At 61.8% G+C, this 22,169-nt stretch carries 22 protein-coding genes and 3 pseudogenes; 15 read left to right on the top strand and 10 right to left on the bottom strand.

The features are described 5' to 3' along the window. Positions 1-30 precede the first annotated feature (30 nt). The 3 genes and pseudogenes from G9X68_RS07905 to G9X68_RS07895 all read right to left on the bottom strand — a co-directional run bounded on the left by G9X68_RS07905 (position 31) and on the right by G9X68_RS07895 (position 2,105). Complete coding sequence (locus G9X68_RS07905) at positions 31-765, bottom strand: SDR family oxidoreductase (protein WP_171601912.1); 735 nt, start codon at positions 763-765, stop codon at positions 31-33. Between the two features lie 56 nt (positions 766-821). Further along, positions 822-1,673, bottom strand: coding sequence for an oxidoreductase (locus G9X68_RS07900; protein ID WP_171601911.1), 852 nt, complete (start codon positions 1,671-1,673; stop codon positions 822-824). 58 nt (positions 1,674-1,731) lie between these two features. Beyond that, a pseudogene (locus G9X68_RS07895) lies at positions 1,732-2,105 on the bottom strand (Atu4866 domain-containing protein). Positions 2,106-2,209: 104 nt separating this feature from the next. On the opposite strand from G9X68_RS07895, the gene G9X68_RS07890 reads away from it, so the two are divergent. The 5 genes and pseudogenes from G9X68_RS07890 to G9X68_RS07870 all read left to right on the top strand — a co-directional run. Continuing rightward, positions 2,210-3,106 carry a LysR family transcriptional regulator gene (locus tag G9X68_RS07890; RefSeq protein ID WP_171601910.1) on the top strand — a complete coding sequence of 299 codons (897 nt, stop codon included), beginning with the start codon at positions 2,210-2,212 and terminating at the stop codon, positions 3,104-3,106. 131 nt (positions 3,107-3,237) lie between these two features. Then, complete coding sequence (locus G9X68_RS07885; protein ID WP_171601909.1) at positions 3,238-4,092, top strand: helix-turn-helix transcriptional regulator; 855 nt, start codon at positions 3,238-3,240, stop codon at positions 4,090-4,092. A 38-nt stretch (positions 4,093-4,130) separates the two neighbouring features. Beyond that, a complete protein-coding gene (locus G9X68_RS07880) occupies positions 4,131-4,676 on the top strand; it encodes a YbhB/YbcL family Raf kinase inhibitor-like protein (protein WP_171601908.1) in 546 nt (181 codons plus the stop codon). Between the two features lie 295 nt (positions 4,677-4,971). After that, complete coding sequence (locus G9X68_RS07875) at positions 4,972-5,814, top strand: SDR family NAD(P)-dependent oxidoreductase (protein WP_171601907.1); 843 nt, start codon at positions 4,972-4,974, stop codon at positions 5,812-5,814. A gap of 103 nt (positions 5,815-5,917) precedes the next feature. Further along, positions 5,918-6,127, top strand: a pseudogene (locus tag G9X68_RS07870) (AraC family transcriptional regulator); the annotation flags it as partial. 239 nt (positions 6,128-6,366) lie between these two features. On the opposite strand, the gene G9X68_RS07865 reads toward G9X68_RS07870, so the two are convergent. Then, complete coding sequence (locus G9X68_RS07865; RefSeq protein WP_171601906.1) at positions 6,367-7,314, bottom strand: AraC family transcriptional regulator; 948 nt, start codon at positions 7,312-7,314, stop codon at positions 6,367-6,369. Between the two features lie 106 nt (positions 7,315-7,420). Between G9X68_RS07865 and G9X68_RS07860 the strand changes: the two genes are divergently transcribed. From G9X68_RS07860 to G9X68_RS07850, 3 genes are all read left to right on the top strand, one after another. Next, entirely contained in the window at positions 7,421-8,416 is a 996-nt protein-coding gene (locus G9X68_RS07860) for an aldo/keto reductase (RefSeq protein WP_171601905.1), read from the top strand. A gap of 28 nt (positions 8,417-8,444) precedes the next feature. Next, a complete protein-coding gene (locus tag G9X68_RS07855) occupies positions 8,445-9,479 on the top strand; it encodes an SDR family oxidoreductase (RefSeq protein ID WP_171601904.1) in 1,035 nt (344 codons plus the stop codon). Positions 9,480-9,673: 194 nt separating this feature from the next. Further along, positions 9,674-10,204 carry a dihydrofolate reductase family protein gene (locus tag G9X68_RS07850; protein WP_171601903.1) on the top strand — a complete coding sequence of 177 codons (531 nt, stop codon included), beginning with the start codon at positions 9,674-9,676 and terminating at the stop codon, positions 10,202-10,204. Between the two features lie 79 nt (positions 10,205-10,283). On the opposite strand, the gene G9X68_RS07845 is transcribed toward G9X68_RS07850, so the two are convergent. Next, on the bottom strand, positions 10,284-11,180 hold the full coding sequence (locus G9X68_RS07845) for a LysR family transcriptional regulator (RefSeq protein WP_171601902.1): 897 nt from the start codon (positions 11,178-11,180) through the stop codon (positions 10,284-10,286). Positions 11,181-11,471: 291 nt separating this feature from the next. Between G9X68_RS07845 and G9X68_RS07840 the strand changes: the two genes are divergently transcribed. Further along, positions 11,472-12,206: an SDR family NAD(P)-dependent oxidoreductase gene (locus G9X68_RS07840; protein WP_171601901.1), complete on the top strand. Its 735-nt coding sequence runs from the start codon at positions 11,472-11,474 to the stop codon at positions 12,204-12,206. 215 nt (positions 12,207-12,421) lie between these two features. Then, positions 12,422-13,021 carry an NADPH-dependent F420 reductase gene (locus G9X68_RS07835; RefSeq protein ID WP_244956121.1) on the top strand — a complete coding sequence of 200 codons (600 nt, stop codon included), beginning with the start codon at positions 12,422-12,424 and terminating at the stop codon, positions 13,019-13,021. 322 nt (positions 13,022-13,343) lie between these two features. On the opposite strand, the gene G9X68_RS07830 is transcribed toward G9X68_RS07835, so the two are convergent. Further along, positions 13,344-13,940 carry a TetR/AcrR family transcriptional regulator gene (locus tag G9X68_RS07830; RefSeq protein WP_171602177.1) on the bottom strand — a complete coding sequence of 199 codons (597 nt, stop codon included), beginning with the start codon at positions 13,938-13,940 and terminating at the stop codon, positions 13,344-13,346. 132 nt (positions 13,941-14,072) lie between these two features. Between G9X68_RS07830 and G9X68_RS07825 the strand changes: the two genes are divergently transcribed. After that, the gene (locus G9X68_RS07825; RefSeq protein WP_171601899.1) at positions 14,073-15,308 is read left to right on the top strand and encodes an MFS transporter; all 1,236 of its coding nucleotides are present in this window, start codon (positions 14,073-14,075) and stop codon (positions 15,306-15,308) included. Between the two features lie 49 nt (positions 15,309-15,357). On the opposite strand, the pseudogene G9X68_RS07820 reads toward G9X68_RS07825, so the two are convergent. Both G9X68_RS07820 and G9X68_RS07815 read right to left on the bottom strand, forming a co-directional pair. Then, positions 15,358-15,495, bottom strand: a pseudogene (locus G9X68_RS07820) (IS5/IS1182 family transposase); the annotation flags it as partial. A gap of 169 nt (positions 15,496-15,664) precedes the next feature. Continuing rightward, complete coding sequence (locus tag G9X68_RS07815) at positions 15,665-16,243, bottom strand: TetR/AcrR family transcriptional regulator (protein ID WP_342355322.1); 579 nt, start codon at positions 16,241-16,243, stop codon at positions 15,665-15,667. Positions 16,244-16,331: 88 nt separating this feature from the next. Here G9X68_RS07815 and G9X68_RS07810 point away from each other — a divergent pair, with 88 nt between their 5' ends. Both G9X68_RS07810 and G9X68_RS07805 read left to right on the top strand, forming a co-directional pair. Next, complete coding sequence (locus G9X68_RS07810; protein WP_171601898.1) at positions 16,332-16,727, top strand: VOC family protein; 396 nt, start codon at positions 16,332-16,334, stop codon at positions 16,725-16,727. A 364-nt stretch (positions 16,728-17,091) separates the two neighbouring features. After that, on the top strand, positions 17,092-17,496 hold the full coding sequence (locus G9X68_RS07805) for a GFA family protein (protein WP_171601897.1): 405 nt from the start codon (positions 17,092-17,094) through the stop codon (positions 17,494-17,496). Positions 17,497-18,101: 605 nt separating this feature from the next. On the opposite strand, the gene G9X68_RS07800 is transcribed toward G9X68_RS07805, so the two are convergent. Further along, positions 18,102-18,995 carry a LysR family transcriptional regulator gene (locus G9X68_RS07800; protein WP_171601896.1) on the bottom strand — a complete coding sequence of 298 codons (894 nt, stop codon included), beginning with the start codon at positions 18,993-18,995 and terminating at the stop codon, positions 18,102-18,104. Positions 18,996-19,089: 94 nt separating this feature from the next. On the opposite strand from G9X68_RS07800, the gene G9X68_RS07795 reads away from it, so the two are divergent. Next, entirely contained in the window at positions 19,090-19,416 is a 327-nt protein-coding gene (locus G9X68_RS07795) for a nuclear transport factor 2 family protein (protein WP_171601895.1), read from the top strand. Beyond that, a complete protein-coding gene (locus G9X68_RS07790) occupies positions 19,413-20,201 on the top strand; it encodes an SDR family oxidoreductase (RefSeq protein WP_171601894.1) in 789 nt (262 codons plus the stop codon). Before G9X68_RS07795 ends, G9X68_RS07790 begins: the two co-directional genes overlap by 4 nt. Before the next feature lie 316 nt (positions 20,202-20,517). Here the strand turns inward: G9X68_RS07790 and guaA are convergent, their stop codons facing one another. Continuing rightward, on the bottom strand, positions 20,518-22,080 hold the full coding sequence (guaA, locus tag G9X68_RS07785) for a glutamine-hydrolyzing GMP synthase (RefSeq protein WP_027669259.1): 1,563 nt from the start codon (positions 22,078-22,080) through the stop codon (positions 20,518-20,520). Between the last annotated feature and the right edge of the window lie 89 nt (positions 22,081-22,169).

Here is a 22,169-nt window from a genome sequence, read left to right as displayed (position 1 = left end):
CTGGAATTGCGTTGGCAAAGTCTCAGCCACTCAATGCGGGCTGGCAGTCGGCCGGATGATGATCTCGCTGACATCGACGTCATCAGGCTGGCTGATGGCGTAGAGGATCGAATTGGCGATGGCCTCGGGGCTGATCGTGATCGCCCTGAAAGCCTTCATGGCATCGCGCGCCGTCGGATCGGTGATGGTGTCGGCCAGTTCCGATGTCGTCGTGCCGGGAGAGATGACGGTCACGCGGATATGATCGGTCTCCTGCCGCAATCCGTCCGAGATCGCCCGCACCGCAAATTTCGTCGCGCAATAGACGGCCGCCGTCGGCGAGACGCTGTGGCCACCGATCGAAGACAGGTTGATGATCTGCCCTGATCCCTGTGCCTTCATGATCGGAAGCGCTGCCGCGATGCCGTAGAGAACGCCCTTGATGTTGACGTCGACCATCCGGTCCCACTCGTCGACCTTGAGAGCCTCGAGCGGCGAGAGCGGCATGACGCCGGCATTGTTGACGATGACATCCAGCCGGCCGAATTCCGACCTGGCAAAGCCCGCGAAAGCCTCCACCTGGGAACGGTCGGTGACGTCAAGCTGTCGCAGGCGCACCGTCCCGCCCTTTGCGGCGATTTCGCCGGCGAGTTCCTCCAGGCGCTCGGTGCGGCGTGCGCCGATCACGATATGGGCGCCTGCGGCAGCCAGTACCTTTGCCGCAGCCTCTCCGATGCCGCTGCTGGCGCCTGTGATGGCAATGACTTTTCCTTTGATATCAGACATTTCAAGCTCCATTTCTACGCCGCTCGCCTGGCGATGCGGCTGAGGGTTTTTGGTGGTCAGGTGGGAAAATCCGCGCTGAGCGTCGTCTCCGCCCAGGCATCGAAGTTTGCGCGCAGCGCATCGAGCCGTTCGCGGGCGATCTTCAGGGCGGGTGCGCCGAGCAGCAGGCGCAGCGGCGGCGCGTCCGCTTCGAACGCCGATATGATCGCGGTGGCCGCGCGCGTGGGATCGCCCGGCTGGTTGCCGGAGATCGAGCGGGTGGCCTGGCGTCGCTTGCCGGATGTTTCGGCATAGTCTTCGATGATCGTGCTGGATTCGACCATCGACCGGCCGGCCCAATCCGTGCGGAAGGCGCCGGGTTCGAGGATCGTCATATCGATGCCGAGCGGTTTGACCTCATGCGAAAGCGATTCCGACAAGGCTTCGACCGCGAACTTGGTGGCGTGGTAGTAGCCGGTTGCGGCAAAAGCGACGAGCCCGCCGAGCGAGGAGACGTTGAAGATATGCCCTTGCCGGCGTCGGCGCATGCCCGGCAGGACCCGCTTGGTGACGGCGATCAATCCGAAGACATTGGTCTCGAACTGAGCGCGTATCTCCGCATCGTCGCCCTCTTCGATCGCCGAGAGGTAGCCGTAGCCGGCATTGTTGACGAGGACATCGATCGCGCCGAAATGGGTTTCGGCATCATGAACGGCGCGGGCGACGGAGCGGCTGTCCGTCACATCGAGTGCAAGGGCGAGCGCGCGGTCGCCATGCTCTGCCGTGATATCCGTCAAGGTTTCGGGTCTGCGCGCCGTCATGGCGACGCGCCAGCCACGGGTGAGAACGGCTTCGGCGAGCGCCCGGCCGAGGCCGGACGATGCGCCGGTGATGAACCAGATGGGTGTTGGGGAAGACATGATCGTCATCCTTTCCGGCCGGCTAACGCGGCCTTCTCCTGTGCGGTATTGCCTTTCGGGCGGCACATCATTTGCGCCGAAGCACCATGCCGCCATGATGGAGGGTGTTGCCGTCGACGAAATCGCCGTCGGCCGTAAAGCCCGTATCATCCCAATATTCGATGTGGCTTCCGGTGACTTCGTAGCGTCCCCGGTAGGCGCTTTCCCGGTTGCCGCGGGCTTCGTCGTAGCGGCCAGTGGGCGGAAGTTCGTGGCGGACGCGGCCATCATCCGTCACCCACACGCCGACATAGGGATGTTGCTGCATGTGTTCTCGCTTGTTTGTTGCTGCTGAGTTTCTCGGTCGTTCACGGTATCGGCGGCGGACGAACCGGTCGCCGCGCCAGCCAGGGTGACCGCCGTGAAAAACTGCAGGACGGGGCTTCTGAAAATCCTTCGCATTGCCTTGCCTTTCGAAGCCTTGGTTGACTTCGACTGAAGATAGTACGAAGAAACCGAGCGATTAAGTTGCCAATCCAGGATGACGTGGTTAGAAATGCTAACCAATGGTCGACGATCTCGAAGGCATTTCAGTTTTTCTTGCGGTGGCTGAGGCGCGCAACTTCCGGCTCGCTGGTGAGCGGCTTGGCGTCACCCGCTCCGCCGTTAGCCAGGCCCTGCAACGCCTGGAAGATCGGGTCGGCGTCGCCCTGGTCCAGCGCACGACGCGCAGCGTCAGCCTGACCGAAGCCGGCGAAGTGTTCTTCGAGGCTGTTCGTCCATCGGTCCGCCAGGTCAAGGATGCGATGCAGACGGTGCGGGAAATGCAGGCGCGCCCAAGCGGCTGGCTCAGGATCACGGTTTCCTCGATCGCCGAGAACTTCCTCTCCGGCACCTTGCTGGCCGGCTTCATGGAAGCCTGCCCCGACGTCAAACTCGATATCACCATCACCGATGACGAATTCGATATCGTCGAGGCCGGGTTCGACGCGGGTGTCCGGCTGGGCGAAGTGATCGAACAGGACATGATTGCGATTTCAGTCTCCGAAGAGCAGCGACAATGCGCGGCCGCATCCCCCGCCTATCTCGAGCGCCGCGGCCATCCCCACCATCCGCGCGAACTGCAGGACCACGCCTGCATCGGATGGCGGCCACGCCCGGATACGGCGCCCTATCGCTGGGAGTTCACCGAGAACGATCGCGACTTCGACGTCTCCGTCGATCCCGCCGTCACGACCAACGACATGGGCATGATGATCCGCATGGCCTGCGCCGGAGCCGGGATCACCTTCGGCATGGTGGAAACCTTCCAGCCCTATATCGAACGCGGGGAACTCATGCCGCTGCTGGAGGATTTCTGTCCGCCCTTCCCTGGCTTCTATCTCTACTACCCCAGGCGCCAGAGGCAGCCGCTCAAGCTGCGCGCGCTGGTCGATTATGTCGGCAGGTCCCGTAGAAGGTAGACATGGTCTCGGGATCCCCGGTTCAATGTTGCCGCTGCCACATGGTTTTGGTATTCCCGAGCCTCGCGGATCAGCGGTCGTCTTCATGCCAGCTCTGCCGGTCGCCGCTCTATCCCATTGCCGGAGAACATATGCTTGACGACGCCTTTCCCGTTCCGACCAGGGCCTTGATCCGCCAAGGCGGGCGCGCTTGTTTTTATCGTCTCGTCAATACCAGCCCCCTGTTGATCCAGGTGCAATCGGGCACGAAGATCGTCATGGCGGATGATAGGGCTTTGCGCCTCGAAGCGGACGCCTTTGGCTTGCTGCCCGACTATCGTCCCTTGACGATGGAGAATATTCCCAAGGCGCCGCAGAAGTATCAGACCCTGGCGCTGCCTGTTCCACGCCAGCTCTTTGAGGAAACCTATAGCAGGATGGGATCGATTGCCGTTCCGGCGAGGCCCGTACCGGTAGGCGCCTCGAAGCTGCCGGAGGAAGCCGCGGCGTTGTTTGACTATTGCTGTAAGCCCGGCAATCTGACGAAGCTTCCCGGCGCCATTGCCAAGGCTCGCTTGATGGAACTGATCACCTGGTTTGCGCTCTGTGGAGCAGTGTTGGGCCAATGCCAAAGTCCTCGGCTCGAGGATCGGCTGCGGCAGATGATTGAAGGTGATACGGCCTTTGATTGGACGCTGGGGCAGGCGGCGCGCGCGTTCAACATGAGCGAAGCGACGTTGAGGCGGAAGCTCGCCGCTGAGAATACCGGCTTCAGTGAGATCTTGAGCGATACAAGGATGAATCGCGCCCTGGGCCTCATTCAAACCACAACCCTGCCGATGGCGCAGGTTGCCCTTGAGGTCGGTTACGATTCACCATCTCAATTCGCGGCGCGATTCAAGGAGCGGTTTGGCGTCAATCCACGCCATGTGCGGGGCGGCTTCGAGCGTTTTGAGCGAATCGGGGCAGAAGTTGAGCAGACCGGGGCAGATATGCTCCAGCGCTGACGATAGTTCTCCTGCATCATCAACCGCAGGAAAACAGAATGCGTTTCATCACAGCAGCACTTCTCGCCGCGTCCGTCTTCGGCGCCACGGCCGTACAGGCCGAAATGAAGCTCACCTCGAAGGATCTGGCCGCCGGCAAGGCGATGGCCGATGCGCAGGTCTTCAACAGCTTCGGCTGCTCGGGCAAGAACATCTCGCCGGAATTGACCTGGTCGGGTGCTCCCGAGGGAACCAAGAGCTTCGCCATCATGGCCTACGATCCAGATGCGCCGACCGGCTCGGGCTGGTGGCATTGGTCGGTGTTCAACATTCCCGCAGATACTGCGGAGATCGCCACCGGCGCCAGCGGGGACAAAAAGCTTCCCGCAGGCACTGTCGAAGGTCGCACGGACTTTGGTACATCCGGCTATGGCGGCGCATGCCCGCCGGCCGGCGATCAGCCGCATCACTACCAGTTCACCGTTTATGCGCTCTCGGTCGACAAGCTCCCGCTTCCCGATACGGCGCCGGCCGCCATGGTCGGCTTCTATGTCAGGGCAAACACGCTCGACAAAGCCTCCGTCGAGGTCACCTACGGCCGCTGAAGCCGGCTCAGGATCGCGGTCGTTAATCTCTCCATGACAATGGCCGGCCGAGGTGACGGAACCTCGGCCGCTTTCGTCCGCGTTCTGATGATTGTCTGAGAGACGAGCGGCGCATCCCGTGTCAGATTCGAGATGCAAAACATCGCAACGCTTCAATGAGGTCGGAAACGAAGGGGTTCCGTCGGTCTTCACAATGACTCGGTGGCGCCGTATTTTTGCCGGCCAGGCAAGTCGCAGCCAAATACACTCCCTTCTGCCGTGCCGATGCATAACCATCATCCAGGAGGCTACCAACATGAAAGACGTCATCGCTTTGGTAACCGGCGGAAGCCGCGGTGTCGGCCGTGGGATTGCGCTTGCTCTGCTTGCTGAAGGAGCCACAGTACATGTTACGGGCAGAACGCGTTCCGAGGCAGAGGCAGGCCTAGGAAGTAAGCGCGTGGGTTCGTTGGAGGGGCTTGAGCTTGAAGCTGCGAAATTGCCTGGACGAGTGGTCATTCATCATTGCGACCACAGCAACGACACTGAGACCGAGCGGGTGGCCGAAGAGATTCGAGCCGGCAACAGGCTGGACATTCTGGTGAACAATGCATGGCCCGGCTATGAAAACATGGTAGAGGATGGCGAATTTACATGGCCTCGAGCTTTCTGGGATCAGCCTGCGTGGCGATGGGATGCAATGATCGGCACGGCGCTGAGGGCGGCTTTCATGACGTCGCGCGCAGTAGCGCCAATGATGATCTCGACGCAGCGCGGTCTCATCGTCAACATTTCGTTCTGGGCGGCTCAACTCTACGAGGGGAACGCGATCTATGGTGTCGCCAAAGCTGCAGCCAATAAGATGGCTGCAGACTTCGCACATGATCTGCGTCCACATAATGTTGCGGCCGTCTCACTCTATCCGGGTCTCGTCCGCACCGAAGCCGTCTTGCAGAACGCTGAATATTTCGACTTGTCCAATTCCGAATCCCCCGAATTCATCGGCCACGTCATTGCCGGACTTTGGCGAGACCCTGCACTGATGTCAAAATCCGGGCACGTCCTGGTCGCGGCAGAGCTGGCTGCGGAATACGACATTGCTGACGTCGACGGATACAGACCTGTTCCCCTCACAGCCGCGGACTTTGCGAACGGTTGAATACTCCCCTGTTGGCGCGAGTGAGATCGGGGGGCCTCTCCCGCGTGCTGGGGACGCCGTGGCACTTCGATTACCGGGCAGGAGGCCATCTATCAATGCACCCGGCGAGATCCCTGGCGGACGCTGCGCGGTGCTGCGTGTCGTCGGCAACACCGACAATCTGGAGCCCGCCGCGCTCTACCTTTATCGCGACTGGCTTCCGGCCAGCGGCGAGGAGGCACGCGATTTCCCGATCTATTGCCAGCGGCTGAGCTTCTTCCCCGAAGTGCCGGAGCATGAGGCGGTGGCGGAACTGTTCCTGCCGCTGAGATAGCGCCGTGTGATGACGGCCTGTCCATTCTGATCGCCGGAAGCGGACAGGCCGCTGTCCACGCCAGGCCGGCCGGGGGCTTGAGCGCTAGGCAATTCTATAATCCCCGCAAGTCGTCTGCCGACTACTATCGGCTCTCAGCGTACCATTCCAAGCCTGAGGTCCGAACCGCGAACGCGGCAGAAAGTACCGTCCGCCTTCGAACACCTGAGAGATACGCAACAGCCAAGGTCCGGAGTGCATCAGATATCCTTGACCTGTGTCAAACTGCACTTGTGCATATTATCGTCTCGATAAGATTTCGGCGACTTACCGGCTACCCGCTTGAACGCGTTACTAAATGCGCTCTCCGACGTGTAGCCGACGGAGCGCGCGATCAATGCCACCGATTTTCCTGCCTCGTCCCGCAGTGCCTGCTCAGCCAGCCGCATGCGCCACTGTGTCAGGTAGGCCAGGGGCGCGACGCCGGCGACGGTGCGGAACCGGTCGGCGAACGTCGTCCGCGACATGGCGCAGGCAGCGGCGAGATCTTCAAGGTGCCATGCCCGCGCTGGATCCTCGTGCATCAAACGCAGGGCCGGCGCGATACGCGGATCGCTTAGCGCCCTTAGCCAGCCGCTGCCTTCGCAGTGTGCTCCGGCCAGATAGGCCCGCAGGATCTGGATGAAAAGCAGCTGCGCCAGTTGAGCGGATGCGAGTTCAGCGCCTGGTAAATCGGATCTTCGCTCCTCGACGAGCCGGTCGAGCAGCCAGCGGAACGTCGTGGCTGCGGGCAAACTCGCCTGCACGTGGATCCAGGGCGGCAGCACGTCCGCCAACAGGCGGCCGCTCACGGGATCAAGCAGGACATGTCCGCCGACATGCGCGAAGTCGTCACCGTCGCCGAGTTGAGCCGTCGTTCGCCCGACTCCGGAAAACAACGTCATCGCGTCGGCAGGAGAGACATCCGGATCACTGGCGAGCACGAATGCTCGTGGCGCCGAGAGCAGCCCGACATCACCAGTTGCAAACCGGATAGGCGCTTCGCCGTCGAGCGTCACCCAGCAGCCTCCCTTTACGACGGCGAAGAACTTGATCGTCTTCGGCACGGGGAAACGGATCGCCCAAGGGCCACCAGCGGTGAATCCACCCGTGACCAGCGTTTCCGCCCGCGCAAGCTTGAGAATGTCGGAGAAGGGATCAGTGGTCATTTCGTATTCTCGCGCAAGTATTGCGTATTCTCAAGCATTCAACGTCCGCTTTGCCGCATCTATGTTCATTGCCAACACAAACGCCAGAATGACGAGGCCAATGACAATGATATTGAGCAAACGGCAACTTGGACATCAGGGCCTCAAGGTCGGCGCCATTGGCCTGGGCTGTATGGGCATGAGCCAGTCTTACGGACCGGCCAACGAGGCCGAATCGATCGCCACCCTGCATCGCGCCATCGAGCTCGGCTGCGACTTCTTCGATACGGCGGAAGGCTACGGCCCGTACACCAACGAAGAGCTTCTTGGCCGCGCCTTCCGCGACCGTCGGGAGAAAGTGGTCCTCGCCACCAAGTTCGGCTTCCGATTCGAGAATGGTCGCCAGCTCGGCACCGAGACCGACAGCAGGCCCGCCGCGATCCGCCAGTCGGTCGAGGGCTCGCTGCGCCGGCTGCAAACCGACCATATTGACTTGCTCTATCAGCACCGCATCGATCGCAAGGTACCGATCGAAGATGTGGCGGGTACGGTCGGCGAGCTGGTGAAGGAAGGCAAGGTCCGCTTCTTCGGCCTGTCCGAGGTAGGTGCCGCCACGCTGCGCCGCGCGCATGCCACCCATCCGGTCTCGGCGCTGCAGAGCGAATATTCGCTGTGGGAACGCAATCTCGAAGCCGACGTGATCCCGGTCTTGCGCGACCTGGGCATCGGTCTTGTGCCGTTTTGTCCGCTCGGACGCGGCTTCCTGGCCGGCGGGGTGAAACGCGCGGAAGACTATCCTGAAGGCGATACCCGCCGCATCGACGAACGGTATCAGGGCGAGAATTACGGCGCCAACCTGCGGGCCGCGCGGGCGGTGTTCGACATCGCTGAAGCCAACGGTGTAAAGCCTGCGCAGATCGCGCTCGCCTGGCTGCTGCACAAGGGCGATTTTATCGTGCCGATCCCCGGCACCAAGCGTCGCGCCTACCTCGAGCAAAATGTCGCGGCAGACGCTGTCCGGCTGACGCCTGCCGAGATGCAGACGCTCGACAACGCACTGGCGACCGGCACGGTCTCCGGCAATCGCTACCCCGACTGGGTCATGGCAGGGATCGACCGCTGATGCGCAACAAGCAAGTCTGGAGATCGTTATGAGTGGCGAACTGGTGCTCGTGACCGGCGGAAGCGGGTTCATCGCGCAGCATTGCATCCTGGCGCTGTTGCGGGCGGGCTATCGCGTGCGGACCACGCTCAGGTCACTGTCGCGAGAGGCGGAGGTTCTCAGCAACCTCAGGACCGGCGGTGCAGAGCCGGGCGACCGCCTTTCGTTTATCGCCGCTGACCTTACCGACGACGACGGCTGGGCGGAGGCTGCCGCAAGCTGTACCTATGTGATCCACGGCGCCTCGCCGACGCCGTCCGGCGATCAGCTGCGCGAGGAAGATTGGGTCGGGCCTGCGGTCGACGGCAATCTGCACGTGCTCCGCGCGGCACGCGATGCGGGCGTGAAGCGGGTGGTGCTCACCTCGGCCTTCGGTGCGATCGGCGTCGGCCACAAACCGCGAAGTCGTCCCTTCGTCGAGACCGATTGGAGTGACCTGAACGGGCATGTGGCGCCCTATCAGAGATCGAAGACGCTGGCCGAGCGCGCGTCGTGGGACTTCATTGCCCGCGAGGGCGGCGGGCTCGAGCTTGCGAGCGTCAACCCCACGACCGTGCTCGGGCCCGCGCTCGGCCCCGATTATTCCCACTCGATCCGTCTCATCAAGAACTTGCTGGACGGTCAGCCGGGCTGTCCCAAGATTAACACCTGCGTTGTCGACGTGCGCGACGTCGCCGACTTGCATTTACGCGCGATGACCGATCCCGTCGCAAGGGGCGAGCGCTTCCTTGCCGCGTCGGGCGAAAGCCTGTGGATGGTCGAGATCGCCAGACTGCTGAAGCAAAGTCTGGGGAGAGACGCGAGCAGGGTGTCGACGCGCGTTTTGCCCAACTGGTTCGTCCGCGTCGTCGCATTGTTCAATCCGGCGATGAAGGGGATCGTGCCGCATCTCGGCGTCAATATGAACGCAAGCAGCGAGAAGGCCCAACGCCTGCTTGGTTGGGAGCCCCGCTCGCGCGAAGAGGCAATCGGCGCCACGGCCGAGAGCCTGATCCGCCTCGGCCTGGTCAACACGACGGATTAGAAATTGGAGACAGCCATGAAGATCGACGCGGTTGCCCTACGGCAACGAGCGCCGCCTGCCGATATGGCGTGGACACGGGGGTGGCGAGCATAAAAACCAATTGCGATATAAAACCAGTTGAACTAACGTACAACCGATTGCATAATGCAATCAGGCCTGCGCGCGGATATGCCGTTTAAGGAAAGGAAGTGAGCATGGCTAAGCTCGTGTTCGGAATGAACCAGTCCCTGGACGGCTACGTCGATCATATGGCGTTTGGGCCAAGCCCCACGCTCTTCCGACACTTCATCGACGAGGCTCAGCGGCAGGCGGGCAGTGTGTACGGTCGCCAGATGTATGAGGTCATGCGTTACTGGGACGACGAACATCCTGAATGGGACGCAGAGCGACAGGCCTTCGCGGCGGCGTGGCGGAACCAGCCGAAATGGGTCGTCTCGCGCTCGTTGAAGTCGGTCGGTCCCAACGCCAGGCTTGTTGGGGAAGATCTTGCGGCCGCGATCCGCGAGCTGAAGGCAGAACGCGACGGGGAGATAGAAGTTGCCGGCCCCAATTTGGCGCAAAGCCTCACCGAACTGGGCCTGATCGATGAGTATCGAATCTACCTGCACCCCGTCGTGCTCGGTCACGGCAAGCCATATTTCGCTGGACCCCGGCCGCCGCTCCGCCTGATGGCGCATGACCGGATTGGCGAGGATGTGATCAGGTTGACCTACGTTCCGGCTTGATCTCGCGACTCGCCAGATGAAAATCGCAGAGCGGCTTCCGACCGGATGACGGCAAGCGTCGCCGGCGACCTGCCGGGCGTCAGTCGCGCGATATGGACAGGCCCGCGAGAAGCGGAGCGTACCCGGCGAGCCTGCGGGATACGAACTCCGTGAAGAGCCGCACGCGCTTCGTCTTGCGTGCCTCCCCCTGCGTGAGAAGCCAGAGCGTCCCATGCATGGGCAGGTCGGTGCCCGGCACCCTCACCAATAGAGCGTCGGCATCGCCGACGAAGCACGGCAGTTTCGTCATCCCGATCCCTTGCTGTACTGCAACGATCTGCGTCTCGGCGTCCGGGGTCCTGAACGGAACTCCCGTGGTGTGAACCTCTCCCTCGCGCGCCCAGACCGGGAGTCCATGATTGTCTATGACGATCCACCGAATGGGATCAGGCGCGCCCGCACGCCACGCGGCCAGTCGATCGCGAGACATGTAGACGCCGCTGAACAGCTCCGGTCCCTTCAGGCCGTGAAGATTGAGCGGCAGGGTCTTGCGGTCGGCGACAATGCGGATCGCGACGTCGGCCTCTCGGTTGGTCAGATTCGCCACCTCGCCGGTCGACAAGATTTCCATCTCGATGTCCGGATGGAGACGCGCGAAGTCGGCGAGATCCGGCATCAGCAGGTGTGTGGCGAGAAATGGTGGAAGCGTCACCCGCAAAAGCCCGCGCGCGCTCTGGTCGCGACCGAAGACGCGCGTCTCCAGCTGGTGCGACGACGCTTCCATCTGGTTCGCGAGCTCGAGGACTTCCTCGCCCGCAGCCGTCAGGCGGTAGCCCGAAGGCAGCTTTTCGAACATCTGCGCCCCCAGGCGTTCCTCGAGCTGCGCGATGCGTCGCAGCACGGTCGAGTGATACACCCCGAGGCCCTCGGCGGCAGCCCGCACCGAGCCCCCGCGCGCCACGGCAAGAAAGTAGCGAATGTCATCCCAGTCAATCATGGTGCCAGTCGATCATGGTGCAATCCGGCACCGCACGGTGCGCCTTCCAAAGCCCGTATCCAACCCATCCGTATAGCAGAACGAGCTGTCATCATAGCTTATGTTGACGAGCGCGGCGCAATTCCGAACGGCGGACACCGATCGTCCCGGCTGGCGTCAGTCGCCCAACCGGATCGATTTTGCACCACCGATGTGCACGCTTCCGCACTCAATGCCTGTCGCCGGCGAACCTATGTTGAGGTTCTCGGGGCGTCCCCGAACGATCAAAGACAGAGTCTGACAGGAGAAGTTATGGGAAAGCTTGAAGGTAAGGTTGCAGTTATCACGGGCGGATCGAGCGGCATGGCGCTGGCGAGCGCCAAGCGGTTCGTTGAAGAAGGCGCCTATGTTTTCATCACGGGCCGGAGACAGGAGGCGCTCGACGAGGCCGTCAAGCTGATTGGCCGGAACGTGACCGGCGTGCGCGGCGACGCGGCCAATCTCGACGACCTCGACCGCCTATTCGATACAGTCAAGCGGGAAAAGGGCAAGATCGACGTCCTCTACGCGAGCGCCGGCACGGGCGAAGCCGTCCCACTGGGCGAGATTACCGAGCAGCATTTCGATGCGACCTTCGGCCTGAATACGCGCGGCACGCTGTTCACGGTGCAAAAGGCGTTGCCGCTGTTCAACGATGGCGGATCGATCTTCATGACCGGATCAGTTGCTTCGGTGAAAGGTTTTCCTGGTTACAGCGTGTATGCGGCGAGCAAGGCGGCGTTGCACGCATTCGCACGCGGGTGGCTCAACGAGCTGAAGGGCAGGAATATCCGGGTGAACGTGCTGCACCCGGGGCCGATCGCCACACCGATGCAGGACCAAGTCCTCACCGAGGAGGCGAAGCGGATGTTCGAATCCCTGATCCCGCGGGGAAAGATGGGTCGTCCTGAGGAAATTGCGGCGGCCGCGCTGTTTCTTGCCTCAGACGATTCGAGCTTCGTGAATGGGGTGGAGTTGTCTGTCGACGGCGGCTTCTCGGCCATCTGAAATCGCGTTGGATCACCGGAGGTGGCTGACCGTCCGGCCGCGCTGAAGTCATTCACGGCAGGAGGTCTACGAGTCAATTCAAGAATTCGAACCGCTGACGCGCATCGCTTGCGGTGGCGGTTCGAAGATCTCGCGAAGACGCCATGCAGCGAAACGGATAACCCAGCGCCGTTGAAGGCCGGGGAATGAATATCAACACAAATCGGAGAAGTATTATGAGCTATGCGATTGTAGGATTCGGCAAGATAGGCCAGGCCCTCGCCCACGCCTTTGCCCGTAAAAACATCGAGGTGACCGTCGCGAGCCGCCGGCCGCCCGAGGCATTGGCGCCGCAGGCTCGGGCGATTGGCCCCACGGTCGTCGCCAAGTCGCTGCGGGATGCACTCGAGGCCGACACGATCATCCTGGCAGTCCCGTTCGGGGAACACCGCGAGGTTGCGAAGGCCCTGCAGAGCTGGGAAGGCAAGACAGTCATCGACACGACGAACGCATTTCCAGTCCCTGAAGAGCTGGACGGCCTCCCGTCCTCCGCCTTCGTCGCCAAAGCGTTCATCGCCGCCAAGCTCGTCAAAGGGTTCAATCACCTGATTGCGGCCACCCTGGCCGCCGATCCGATCGTCGAGGGCGGCCACCGGGTGGTCTTTCTGTCGAGCGACGACGCGGACGCGATCGCTCCCGTGGCAGCCTTGGCCAAACAACTCGGGTTCGCACCCGTCACACTGGGAAGACTCAACGAGGGTGGCGCGCTGGTGCACGCACGCGGCCGCACTTGGGGCCAGCTCATCTTCCAGGATTTGTTCAAGAAGGAGCAGTAATCGATCGACGACCGTGTGATCGACGCCGAGAACTGGTCGCGCGTGCTAGTGAAAACGAAAAGGTTAGAGCTGTTCCACGCTTCTGTGAAAAGCTGAACCGCTCTAACGTCTTCGAGCAGCGCGCGACCGATTCTTTGAAGGTCACAAAGGTCGCGAAGGTTGGGGTGGGCCTGACGGCGTATGGGCGCCGTTCGAAGAGCGGGAAGACACCCGACCTGCGGCAGATACCGGGTCATCCCGGAGTTTGAGGCCGCCGCGTGGATTGCCGTCGATGTGGCGGTATGAAGCCGGCGCGCCTGGACTTTCTGGCCGACAATCCGCGCTACAAGGAGCACGGCCCGCGTTTCGAAAGGAACAACACAACGAGATTGACGAGTTCTGCTCTAAGCATGGGCGACGCCAGCGTGTCTTGCCGCGCAGCCTCGTGAACAGCTCCGGCGACAGCGCCCGCGAGCACCTGCGCACCGACGCGAACATCCGTCTCACGACGCGAATTTACCTTGAAAAGCGCCTCATACCCCTTCCGGCATGCCGTTTCGAAAACATCGCAGGTTTTGCGCGAGTCCGCGCCGCGTGGGCTCTCTTCGAGGAGAACTCGGTGAGCCGCCGGATACCGGCTGTGGATCGTGATCATGCCATCAACAAGCGCCGCAATACGACGTTGGCGGGATGTCTTTTCGTCCGCTGCAGCGCGCAATACGGCCAGCACATCATCGAAGTGCCTCCGCCGCACAGCCTCGATCAGGGCGAGCTTGTTTGGAAAATACTGATAGAGGGACCCGATGCTGACGCCTGCTACCTCGGCAACAGCATTGGTCGTGAGACCGGTCCACCCACGTTCTCCCAGAATGTGAGCGGCAGCGTCTAAGATCGCGTCCGTTGTCGCGCGCGACCGCGCCTGCCGCGGCTCTTTTCGCATCGTGGTTGGTGGTTGGGCAATGCGAGTAGCCAAAAGCGCCCTCCATGGTAGATGCTACATGAGCAATTTACTCGCATTCGTGATGTCGGTCCATGCCGGCGTCAGGATGCGAATCTTCCTGGTGGAGTGCCGATGGCAGCGAACGGACAAAGCAAAGAGTATCGCGAGCGCGATCTACCACTTTACTTGGCAGCCCGGTTTCTTTCGGAAGCCGCTGCGCTGGCACTATCTGTCGCTGTCGGCTGGACAGTTTATGACGTTTTGCACACGCCGCTGGCCCTTGGCATCGCCGGCCTCGCACAGTTCGTTCCCATGTTCCTGCTCACGCTTCCTGCTGGCGAATTGTGCGACCGGATTTCACCGCGGCAGGTCTTGATAGCCGGTCTCGCGCTCCAAGGCCTCTGCTCCATCGCTTTCCTTCTGTGGGCGACGAGTCCGTCGCCGCCGCTGTGGCCATTCTTCGCGATTGTGCCGGTGCTCGGGGTTGCGCGCGCTTTCGCCGACCCGGCCGGTCAAGCCTTGCTGCCCTTGCTCGTGCCGGACGAGCGGCTGCCCTGCGCCATCGCTTGCGGATCCTCGGCACGGCAGGTTGCGGTCATTGCCGGGCCTGCACTGGGCGGCTTGGCTTTCGCTTATGGCCCAGCTGTCGCCTACGGGATCTGCGGCAGCGGGGTTCTCGCGGCGATGCTGGGTGTGGTGCAGCTTGGCGGGCGGCGGCCACCGCCGGCCGAAGGCGCTGATCTGAAGAAGCGCGTTGATCGCGTTGTCGAGGGCATTGTATTCATTTGGTCCCGTCCGGTCGTGCTTGGCGCGATTTCCCTGGACCTGTTCGCGGTTCTGCTCGGCGGCGCGACCGCTCTTCTGCCGGTATATGCACGTGATATCTTGCACGTGGGGCCGATCGGTCTAGGGCTCATGAGAAGCGCGCCTGCCGTCGGCGCATGCCTTGTCGCACTCCTACAGGTGCGCCATCCACCGGAGCGGCGCGTTGGCGAGAAGCTGTTTGCCGCCGTCGCCGTCTTCGGCATCGCCACCCTGATATTCGCCTTCTCGCGCTCGCTCGTTCTATCGCTCTCAGCGCTTTTTGTTCTGGGCGCTAGCGATATGGTGAGCGTCAACATCCGCACGTCGCTGGTTCAGCTTGCCACTCCCGACGCAATGCTCGGTCGAGTTTCAGCGGTGAACCTGCTGTTCATAGGCGCTTCCAGCGAACTCGGTGCGTTTGAGTCCGGTGTTGTCGCAGCCCTGATCGGGACTGTGCCGGCCGTGGCCTTCGGCGGATTCGGTACTCTGGTCGTCATGGCGGTTTGGATGAGAATATTCCCTGCACTCCGGAGAGCCGACCGCCTTAAGTCCGAGGTGCGATAAGATCGCGTCCCGTCGATTTCCTGGGATGCAAATGGCCTACGGTTGGGAAGCCGACCTTGAGCACATGCAAGATGCCAGAAATCACGCGCCGATCATCGACCCGAGGCGCACCCGGCTGGTTCTTCGGCAGATGCGGTTCGAGAGCTGTCCCCGCCTCATCGGAAAGCCAGAACAAGGGCGTCGTCATAGCCTCAATCCTCCTCAACTCAATCCACAAACAAAACTACGAGCAGAATCAGACTATTGTTTGGGACCATCCTAGGGAAGAAGTCGCCGATCCGGGCACCCTCGCTTCGTTTGGATATGGGAGTTCACGAGGAAGGGGCCAGAGATAGGCAGGCGATGAGCGGCTCAGATCACCGCTGCCTTCGATCGCCAACGCCCTTGGCGATGAGCGATGTCAATGCCTGAACGGCTGCCGCCTGCGAGGTGCGAGAGGCCTGCACATCGCGGGCAATTGCCTCAGCGGCGCCCAGCAGCCCGACACAGAGGATGCGCAAGCTTTCGCCGGGCGGCGCGATAAAGGGGCGCAACGCGGCGCCCATGATTGCGACATACTCGTCCATCATTCTCTGCTGTTGCTTGGCCATTTCCCCACTTCCCTGGAGCGCCGCCGAAATCGCCAGAGCTTCCGGACCAAGGTCGGCAAGGCAGTTGAAATAGGACGCGCTCATGACTGCTGCGATCGCCTCAAGGTCCCGCGGCGCGGCAGCCAGCGCGTCTTTCAGCGTCCGGACATAGCTGTCCTCCAACCGCTGGTATAGAGCAATGAGAAGCCCTGCTCGCGTCGTGAAGTGCTCGTAGGCCACGGGCCTGCTGACGCCGGCCCTGAGCGCCAGATTGCCCAACGTCAACTCATCGGCGCCCCGTTCACTAACAATGCTCAGCGCGACGTCGAGAAGCTGTTCTCGACGCAGTTGCTTCTGCAGCTTCACCAACGCAACTCACCTCCTTGATTTCTACAGAATGTAAGTTACACATTGTAGGAAGACGTGCAAGCGGGAGCGGTGGAAGGAAATATCCATGAGAATCTATGTCACCAGCGTGCTGGTCGATGACCAGCAGAAGGCCTTGGACTTCTACACCAAGTTACTGGGCTTCGTTCCGAAGCACGACGTGCCGATAGGCGACGATCGCTGGCTAACCGTCGTGTCAAAGGAGAATCCGGCGGGAACCGAGCTGCTGTTGGAGCCCAGTGGCCATCCCGCGGCGAAGCCCTATAAAAGCGCTCTGGTTGCGGACGGCATACCTGCCACCTCGTTTCAAGTCGATGACCTTGACGCCGAGTATCAGCGATTGCGTGATCTTGGCGTCAGGTTCACGGTAGAACCGATGGATGCTGGCACAGTTCGCATGGCTGTTTTCGACGACACCTGCGGAAATTTGATCCAGATCATTGAGATGATAGAGAAGCAGTAAGCCCTTTGGGCTTCGCGACGCCATGCCAACAGACCGCCTGCTCCAAGAGCGTCGGTCTGGAATGCGCGCGGCCGCCGCCGCGCGGAAAAGCAAATGCGACGTGAGACGAGGCGATCGTCTTCGCCCTTTGGGGGACCGACAAGGGACGCAATCACTGCAGCCGTACGAGGCGGCGTCATCCCGCGTAAGATCCGCTGCAATTTGAGACAGCGGGAGCGGTCCTGTTCCACCGTATCGAGGCCGCAGCCGGTGACCAGACGGGGCGTGCCTGGCCATGACGGTGCAGGGTGCCCCTCTATTCAGATGCTCTCGCGAGTGTCTATCTACGCGGACCGCGTTCGACAAAGACTCGAAAGGAGTAGCCATGCTCAAGACATATACTGGCGGCTGCCATTGTGGTGCCATCCGATTCGAGGCCGATATCGACCTGGCGGCGGGCACTTGGAAATGCAATTGCACGATCTGCGCCAGGAATCGACTGTGGTCCTTCGAGGCCGGATCGCACGCCGTGCGGCTGCTGGCCGGCGCGGAATACCTGCAGGACTACAGCTTCAATGACCACGTCGCGCATCACTATTTCTGCAAGCGCTGTGGCGTCCATCCGTATGAGTTCGTCGACCTCCCAGCGGAGAACCGGCAGTACTACAACGTCAATGTGAACTGTGTGGAGGAGCTGGACATGGACGCTGTGATGGCCGCGCCCATACACCATGTCGATGGCCTCCACGACCGATGGGACCGGGCGCCGGCAGAGATACGGCACCTCTGACCTCGGAGGCGGCCCGCCTACACTATCCCCTACTCCCACTCGATTGTTCGGGGGGCACATCAACCATCTGAATTTATTACAGAAAATATTTTTCCGCCCAATTACTACCGGCCCAGGACCCGTCAGAAAGCTACACGACTGATATCGTTGAGGAATTTTCGTCGACCTCCGCAAGCCATCTATCGGCTACTATCGGCTCTTCCTGATCCTTTCCCGCTCTGACGCCCGAACCCAGATTGCGGCGAAAAGTACCGACAGCGTTGGCACGACCCGGCACCTACGCAAACGGGCAAGGCCTGGCCTGCATCAGGAATCCTCCAATCACTGGAGGATAAAATGACCAAGAAGCCAAGCCGAGTGCGTGTCCTGATGATGCGGTATCAGGATGACGAAGTTTTCCATGCCGCTTGGTGTCATGCGGCAATCGACAGGAATAGCGGGCCATGGAGGGCAATCGGCGGTGTTTGGCGGGCCACGCCCGATGAAGATGAGCACTATATCTACGCTGTAGCGCTACGAGCACACGAATGGCCTCGACTAAGCTCGGTCGTTGGCACCGCGATTGCTAACTCGCGCTTTCGACAAAACCCGTCATCTGCAAACCTTCAGTTAGCAGGGTTACGCGCCATGTCGATCAATGCCTTAAACGCGGCCGAGGGATTGCGCCTGCTAGGATAGTAGAGACACAGGGGTGCCAGTAGCGGCGTCCAGTCGTCCAGGACCCGAACGAGACGCCCTGCCTCGATGTCTTCGCGCACATCCGACTCCATAAAGTAACCGATGCCGACGTGATCGAGGACAGTGATGCGCGCGAGGCTTGCCTCATCCAGCGTAATAGGACCTTGAACGTCGATCTGGACGGGCTGACCATCCTTTTCGAATTGCCAGCGATGCAGCGCGCCATTCGGCAACCGGATGCGGAGGCATGCGAGGCGCAGTAGGTCCGGGGGCACGCGGGGCTTGCCGTTGGCTTTGAAATATTCGGGCGATGCGACCACGGCAAAGCTGCGTGGAGGACCGACGGGAACGGCAATCATGTCGCTTGGCACCAGGTCCGCGCTCCTCAGGCCAAGATCGAACCCTTCGGCAACGATGTCCACGATCCGGCCCTCGGTCACGAGATCGATGTGAACTTGGGGATGGCGCCGCAAGAACTTCAACAGAAGCGGACCCAGCACCTCCCGCGCACCTGTCGCGAATGCATTGATCCGAAGGGTTCCGGATGGGGTCTCCTGCTGCGAGCGGGCCGCGCCCATCGCATCGTGCAGCGTCTGCACGGCAGGGCCAATCTGATCGACGAAGTTTCGTCCCGCGTCTGTGAGCGAAACGCTTCGGGTGGTGCGATTGAACAGTCGGACGCCGAGCTGGCGCTCCACCTTGCCGATGACATTGCTCAGTGCAGTGGTCGACAGGTCAAGCTCCAGCGCCGCCGCCCGGAACGATCCGCGCCGCGCAATGGCGAGAACAGCATCAAATTCGGTCAGGCCGTGTTTCGACATTGTCCCATTTTTCGCAATACCACATCCCAGTTTACCCCGATTATCGTGAGTTATGTCTGCCCCTAAATCAAGCTTCTCACGTCAAGGAGCAACAATGATCGAATTACCCAAACCCATAGCCGACTACGTAGAGGCCAACGCACAGCTCGATGTGGACGGCATGCTGAAGCCTTTCGCCGCCAATGCGGTCATCCTGGACAACGGAAAGCGTTTCGAGGGCCACGCCGAGGTGCGGACTCTGCTCGAAGAGGCGGTAGTCGGCGCGAAGGCGATCTTCACGCCGGATACCGTTCGCCATGAGAACGATCAGGTCGTGGTCGAAGGCCCTGCCCATGGCGACTTCCCAGGCAGCCCGCTTCGCTTCACCTATGGTTTCACGCTCGAAAACGATGCGATCAAAACCTTGGAGATCACGCTATGAACCTCAAGGTTGATCCGACCGAGTTCGCAGGAAAGCGGGTGCTCATCAGCGGCGGCACCAAGGGGCTGGGCCGCGCCACCGTCGACCGCTTCCTGGCTGGCGGCGCCCGGGTGATCACCTCCGCCCGCGGAACCCTTGAGCCCATAGACGGCGTCGAATACGTCCAGGCGGACCTGACGACGGCTGTGGGCGGAGAAGTCCTGGCCAAGGCGGCGCTCGAGCGTCTCGGCGGCGTCGACATCCTAGCCCATGTGATCGGCGGCTCGTCCACGCCCGGCGGCGGCTTTGTCGCCCTGACCGACAATCACTGGCTCGCCGAACTGAACCTGAACCTCCTGGCTACGGTCCGTCTCGATCGCCTCCTCGTTCCGCAGATGATCGAACGGGCCGCCGGCGCGGTGGTGCATGTCACCTCCATCCAGTCGGTCCTGCCGCTTCCCGAGGCGACCACCGCCTACGCTGCCGCCAAGGCCGCGCTCAGGACCTACAGCAAGTCCATCTCCAAGGAACTGGGGCCGAAAGGCGTGCGGGTCAACGTCGTCTCGCCCGGCTGGATCATGACCGAGTCGTCGGTCCACCTGCTGGAACGTCTTCAGGCCGCCAATGGCGGCACGATCGACGACGCGCGGCAAGTTGTCCTTGACAGCCTGGGCGGCATCCCGATCGGACGGGCGGCCGAACCCTATGAGGTCGCCGACCTGATCGCCTACCTGGCCTCCGATCGCGCCGCCGCAATCCACGGCGCCGAGTTCGTCATCGATGGCGGCACCGTTCGGACCGTCTGAAGTCCTGCCCCGACGTTTGCCCTCCGTGGCAGGCGTCGGGAAGCGGCTGCGGTTTAGAAATGGAAGTGTCGGTAGCCGGCCGTCCAAGGCATAGCTCAGAAATGTCGGCTTCGTCCCACCGGCCGTCTTTTCGGGACAAAGCGTAGGGGGCTGCGGCTCAAAAGCTGGAAGCGGCGGCAAACGGCGGTACGTGGCGGAATGGCGGACCGGGCGGGATTCGAACGCATAGCACCGAAATAATCGGCTGGCATTCGGATGCGTCATAAGCAATGTCAGCTTTTCGAAGTTGGACAATGCAGCTTGTCGTTTGTATCCCTCACTCCCACTCGATTGTACCAGGCGGCTTCGAGGTGACGTCGTAGACCACCCGGTTGATGCCGCGCACTTCGTTGATGATGCGGGTCGCGGCGCGGCCGAGGAATTCCATGTCGTAGTGGTAGAAGTCCGCGGTCATGCCGTCGACCGAAGTGACGGCGCGCAGCGCGCAGACGAATTCGTAGGTGCGGCCATCACCCATGACGCCGACGGTCTGAACGGGCAGCAGCACGGCGAAGGCCTGCCAGATGGCGTCGTAAAGGCCGGCCTTGCGGATTTCGTCGAGATAGATCGCATCGGCCTCGCGCAGGATCTCCAGCTTTTCGCGGGTGATGCCGCCGGGGCAGCGGATCGCCAGGCCGGGGCCCGGGAAGGGGTGGCGGCCGATAAAACTGTCGGGCAGGCCGAGCTCGCGGCCGAGCGCGCGCACCTCGTCCTTGAAGAGCTCGCGCAGCGGCTCGACGAGCTGCATCTTCATGCGCTCCGGCAGGCCGCCGACATTGTGGTGCGATTTGATCGTCACCGACGGGCCGCCGGTGAAGGAAACGCTCTCGATCACGTCGGGATAGAGTGTGCCCTGGCCGAGGAAATCGGCACCGCCAAGCTTCTTTGCCTCTTCCTCGAAGGTCTCGATGAACAGCCGGCCGATGATCTTGCGCTTGGTTTCCGGGTCGCTGACGCCTTCGAGTTCGCCGATGAAGCGATCGGCGGCATCGACATGCAGCAGATGCAAATTGTAGTGCTCGCGGAACATGGCGACGACGCCGGCCGCCTCGTCCTTGCGCATCAGCCCGTGGTCGACGAGGATGCAGGTCAGCTGGTCGCCGACGGCCTCGTGGATCAGGAGGGCCGCGACGGAACTGTCGACGCCGCCCGAAAGCGCGCAGATGACGCGCTTGTCGCCCACCTGCGCGCGGATCTGCTCGACCGCCTTCTGGCGGTAGGCCGACATCGACCAGTCGCCCTTGATGCCGGCAATGTTATGAATGAAATTGCCGATCAGCTTGGCGCCGTCAGGCGTATGCACCACCTCCGGGTGGAACTGCACGCCGTAATATTTACGCTTCTCGTCGGCGATGAAGGCGTAGGGCGCGTTGGAGGAGGTGGCGACCACTTCGAAACCATCCGGCAGCGCGGTGACGCGGTCGCCATGGCTCATCCAGACCTGATGGCGCGAGCCGGAGGACCAGAGGCCCTCGAACAGCTGGCAGTCCCTGTCCACGTCGAGGAAGGCACGGCCGAATTCGCGGTGGTGGCCGCTCTCGACCTTGCCGCCGAGCTGCATGCACATCGTCTGCTGGCCGTAGCAGATGCCGAAGACCGGCAGACCGCTGTCGAAGATGATCTGGGGCGCTCGCGGCGATCCCTCGTCCACCGTGGAAGCCGGGCTGCCGGACAGGATCACGGCCTTCGGCTGCAGGCGGTTGAAGCCTTCTTCGGCCGATTGGAAGGGGACGATCTCGCAATAGACGCCGGCCTCGCGCACGCGTCGTGCGATGAGCTGGGTCACCTGGCTGCCGAAATCGACGATGAGAACGGAGTCGGGATGTGCTGTCTGGGTCATGGCGAGGCTTTAATGAAAAGCGCCTCGCCTTGCAATCCGGGAAATCGGCGGCATCAGGTTTTTATTGTTCCGATTGTCCCCCGCGCGTC

The sequence above is a fragment of the Rhizobium changzhiense genome (genome assembly GCF_013087625.1).
Classification (GTDB): Bacteria; Pseudomonadota; Alphaproteobacteria; order Rhizobiales; family Rhizobiaceae; genus Rhizobium; species Rhizobium sophorae.
Note: the sequence above shows the minus strand (reverse complement) of the source record. Positions and strands in the feature narration are given on the sequence as shown.

Bases quoted from the DNA above. Each gene is read 5' to 3' on its own strand.
- G9X68_RS07800 (WP_171601896.1), bottom strand. From the start codon at position 18,995: ATGTCGAAACACGGCCTGACCGAATTTGATGCTGTTCTCGCCATTGCG.
- G9X68_RS07795 (WP_171601895.1), top strand. From the start codon at position 19,090: ATGATCGAATTACCCAAACCCATAGCCGACTACGTAGAGGCCAACGCA.
- G9X68_RS07875 (WP_171601907.1), top strand. From the start codon at position 4,972: ATGAAAGACGTCATCGCTTTGGTAACCGGCGGAAGCCGCGGTGTCGGC.
- G9X68_RS07840 (WP_171601901.1), top strand. From the start codon at position 11,472: ATGGGAAAGCTTGAAGGTAAGGTTGCAGTTATCACGGGCGGATCGAGC.
- G9X68_RS07855 (WP_171601904.1), top strand. From the start codon at position 8,445: ATGAGTGGCGAACTGGTGCTCGTGACCGGCGGAAGCGGGTTCATCGCG.
- G9X68_RS07805 (WP_171601897.1), top strand. From the start codon at position 17,092: ATGCTCAAGACATATACTGGCGGCTGCCATTGTGGTGCCATCCGATTC.
- G9X68_RS07845 (WP_171601902.1), bottom strand. From the start codon at position 11,180: ATGATTGACTGGGATGACATTCGCTACTTTCTTGCCGTGGCGCGCGGG.
- G9X68_RS07810 (WP_171601898.1), top strand. From the start codon at position 16,332: ATGAGAATCTATGTCACCAGCGTGCTGGTCGATGACCAGCAGAAGGCC.
- G9X68_RS07890 (WP_171601910.1), top strand. From the start codon at position 2,210: ATGGTCGACGATCTCGAAGGCATTTCAGTTTTTCTTGCGGTGGCTGAG.
- G9X68_RS07830 (WP_171602177.1), bottom strand. From the start codon at position 13,940: ATGCGAAAAGAGCCGCGGCAGGCGCGGTCGCGCGCGACAACGGACGCG.
- G9X68_RS07885 (WP_171601909.1), top strand. From the start codon at position 3,238: ATGCTTGACGACGCCTTTCCCGTTCCGACCAGGGCCTTGATCCGCCAA.
- G9X68_RS07900 (WP_171601911.1), bottom strand. From the start codon at position 1,673: ATGACGATCATGTCTTCCCCAACACCCATCTGGTTCATCACCGGCGCA.
- G9X68_RS07835 (WP_244956121.1), top strand. From the start codon at position 12,422: ATGAGCTATGCGATTGTAGGATTCGGCAAGATAGGCCAGGCCCTCGCC.
- G9X68_RS07860 (WP_171601905.1), top strand. From the start codon at position 7,421: ATGATATTGAGCAAACGGCAACTTGGACATCAGGGCCTCAAGGTCGGC.
- G9X68_RS07880 (WP_171601908.1), top strand. From the start codon at position 4,131: ATGCGTTTCATCACAGCAGCACTTCTCGCCGCGTCCGTCTTCGGCGCC.
- G9X68_RS07850 (WP_171601903.1), top strand. From the start codon at position 9,674: ATGGCTAAGCTCGTGTTCGGAATGAACCAGTCCCTGGACGGCTACGTC.
- G9X68_RS07825 (WP_171601899.1), top strand. From the start codon at position 14,073: ATGGCAGCGAACGGACAAAGCAAAGAGTATCGCGAGCGCGATCTACCA.
- G9X68_RS07905 (WP_171601912.1), bottom strand. From the start codon at position 765: ATGTCTGATATCAAAGGAAAAGTCATTGCCATCACAGGCGCCAGCAGC.
- guaA (WP_027669259.1), bottom strand. From the start codon at position 22,080: ATGACCCAGACAGCACATCCCGACTCCGTTCTCATCGTCGATTTCGGC.
- G9X68_RS07790 (WP_171601894.1), top strand. From the start codon at position 19,413: ATGAACCTCAAGGTTGATCCGACCGAGTTCGCAGGAAAGCGGGTGCTC.
- G9X68_RS07865 (WP_171601906.1), bottom strand. From the start codon at position 7,314: ATGACCACTGATCCCTTCTCCGACATTCTCAAGCTTGCGCGGGCGGAA.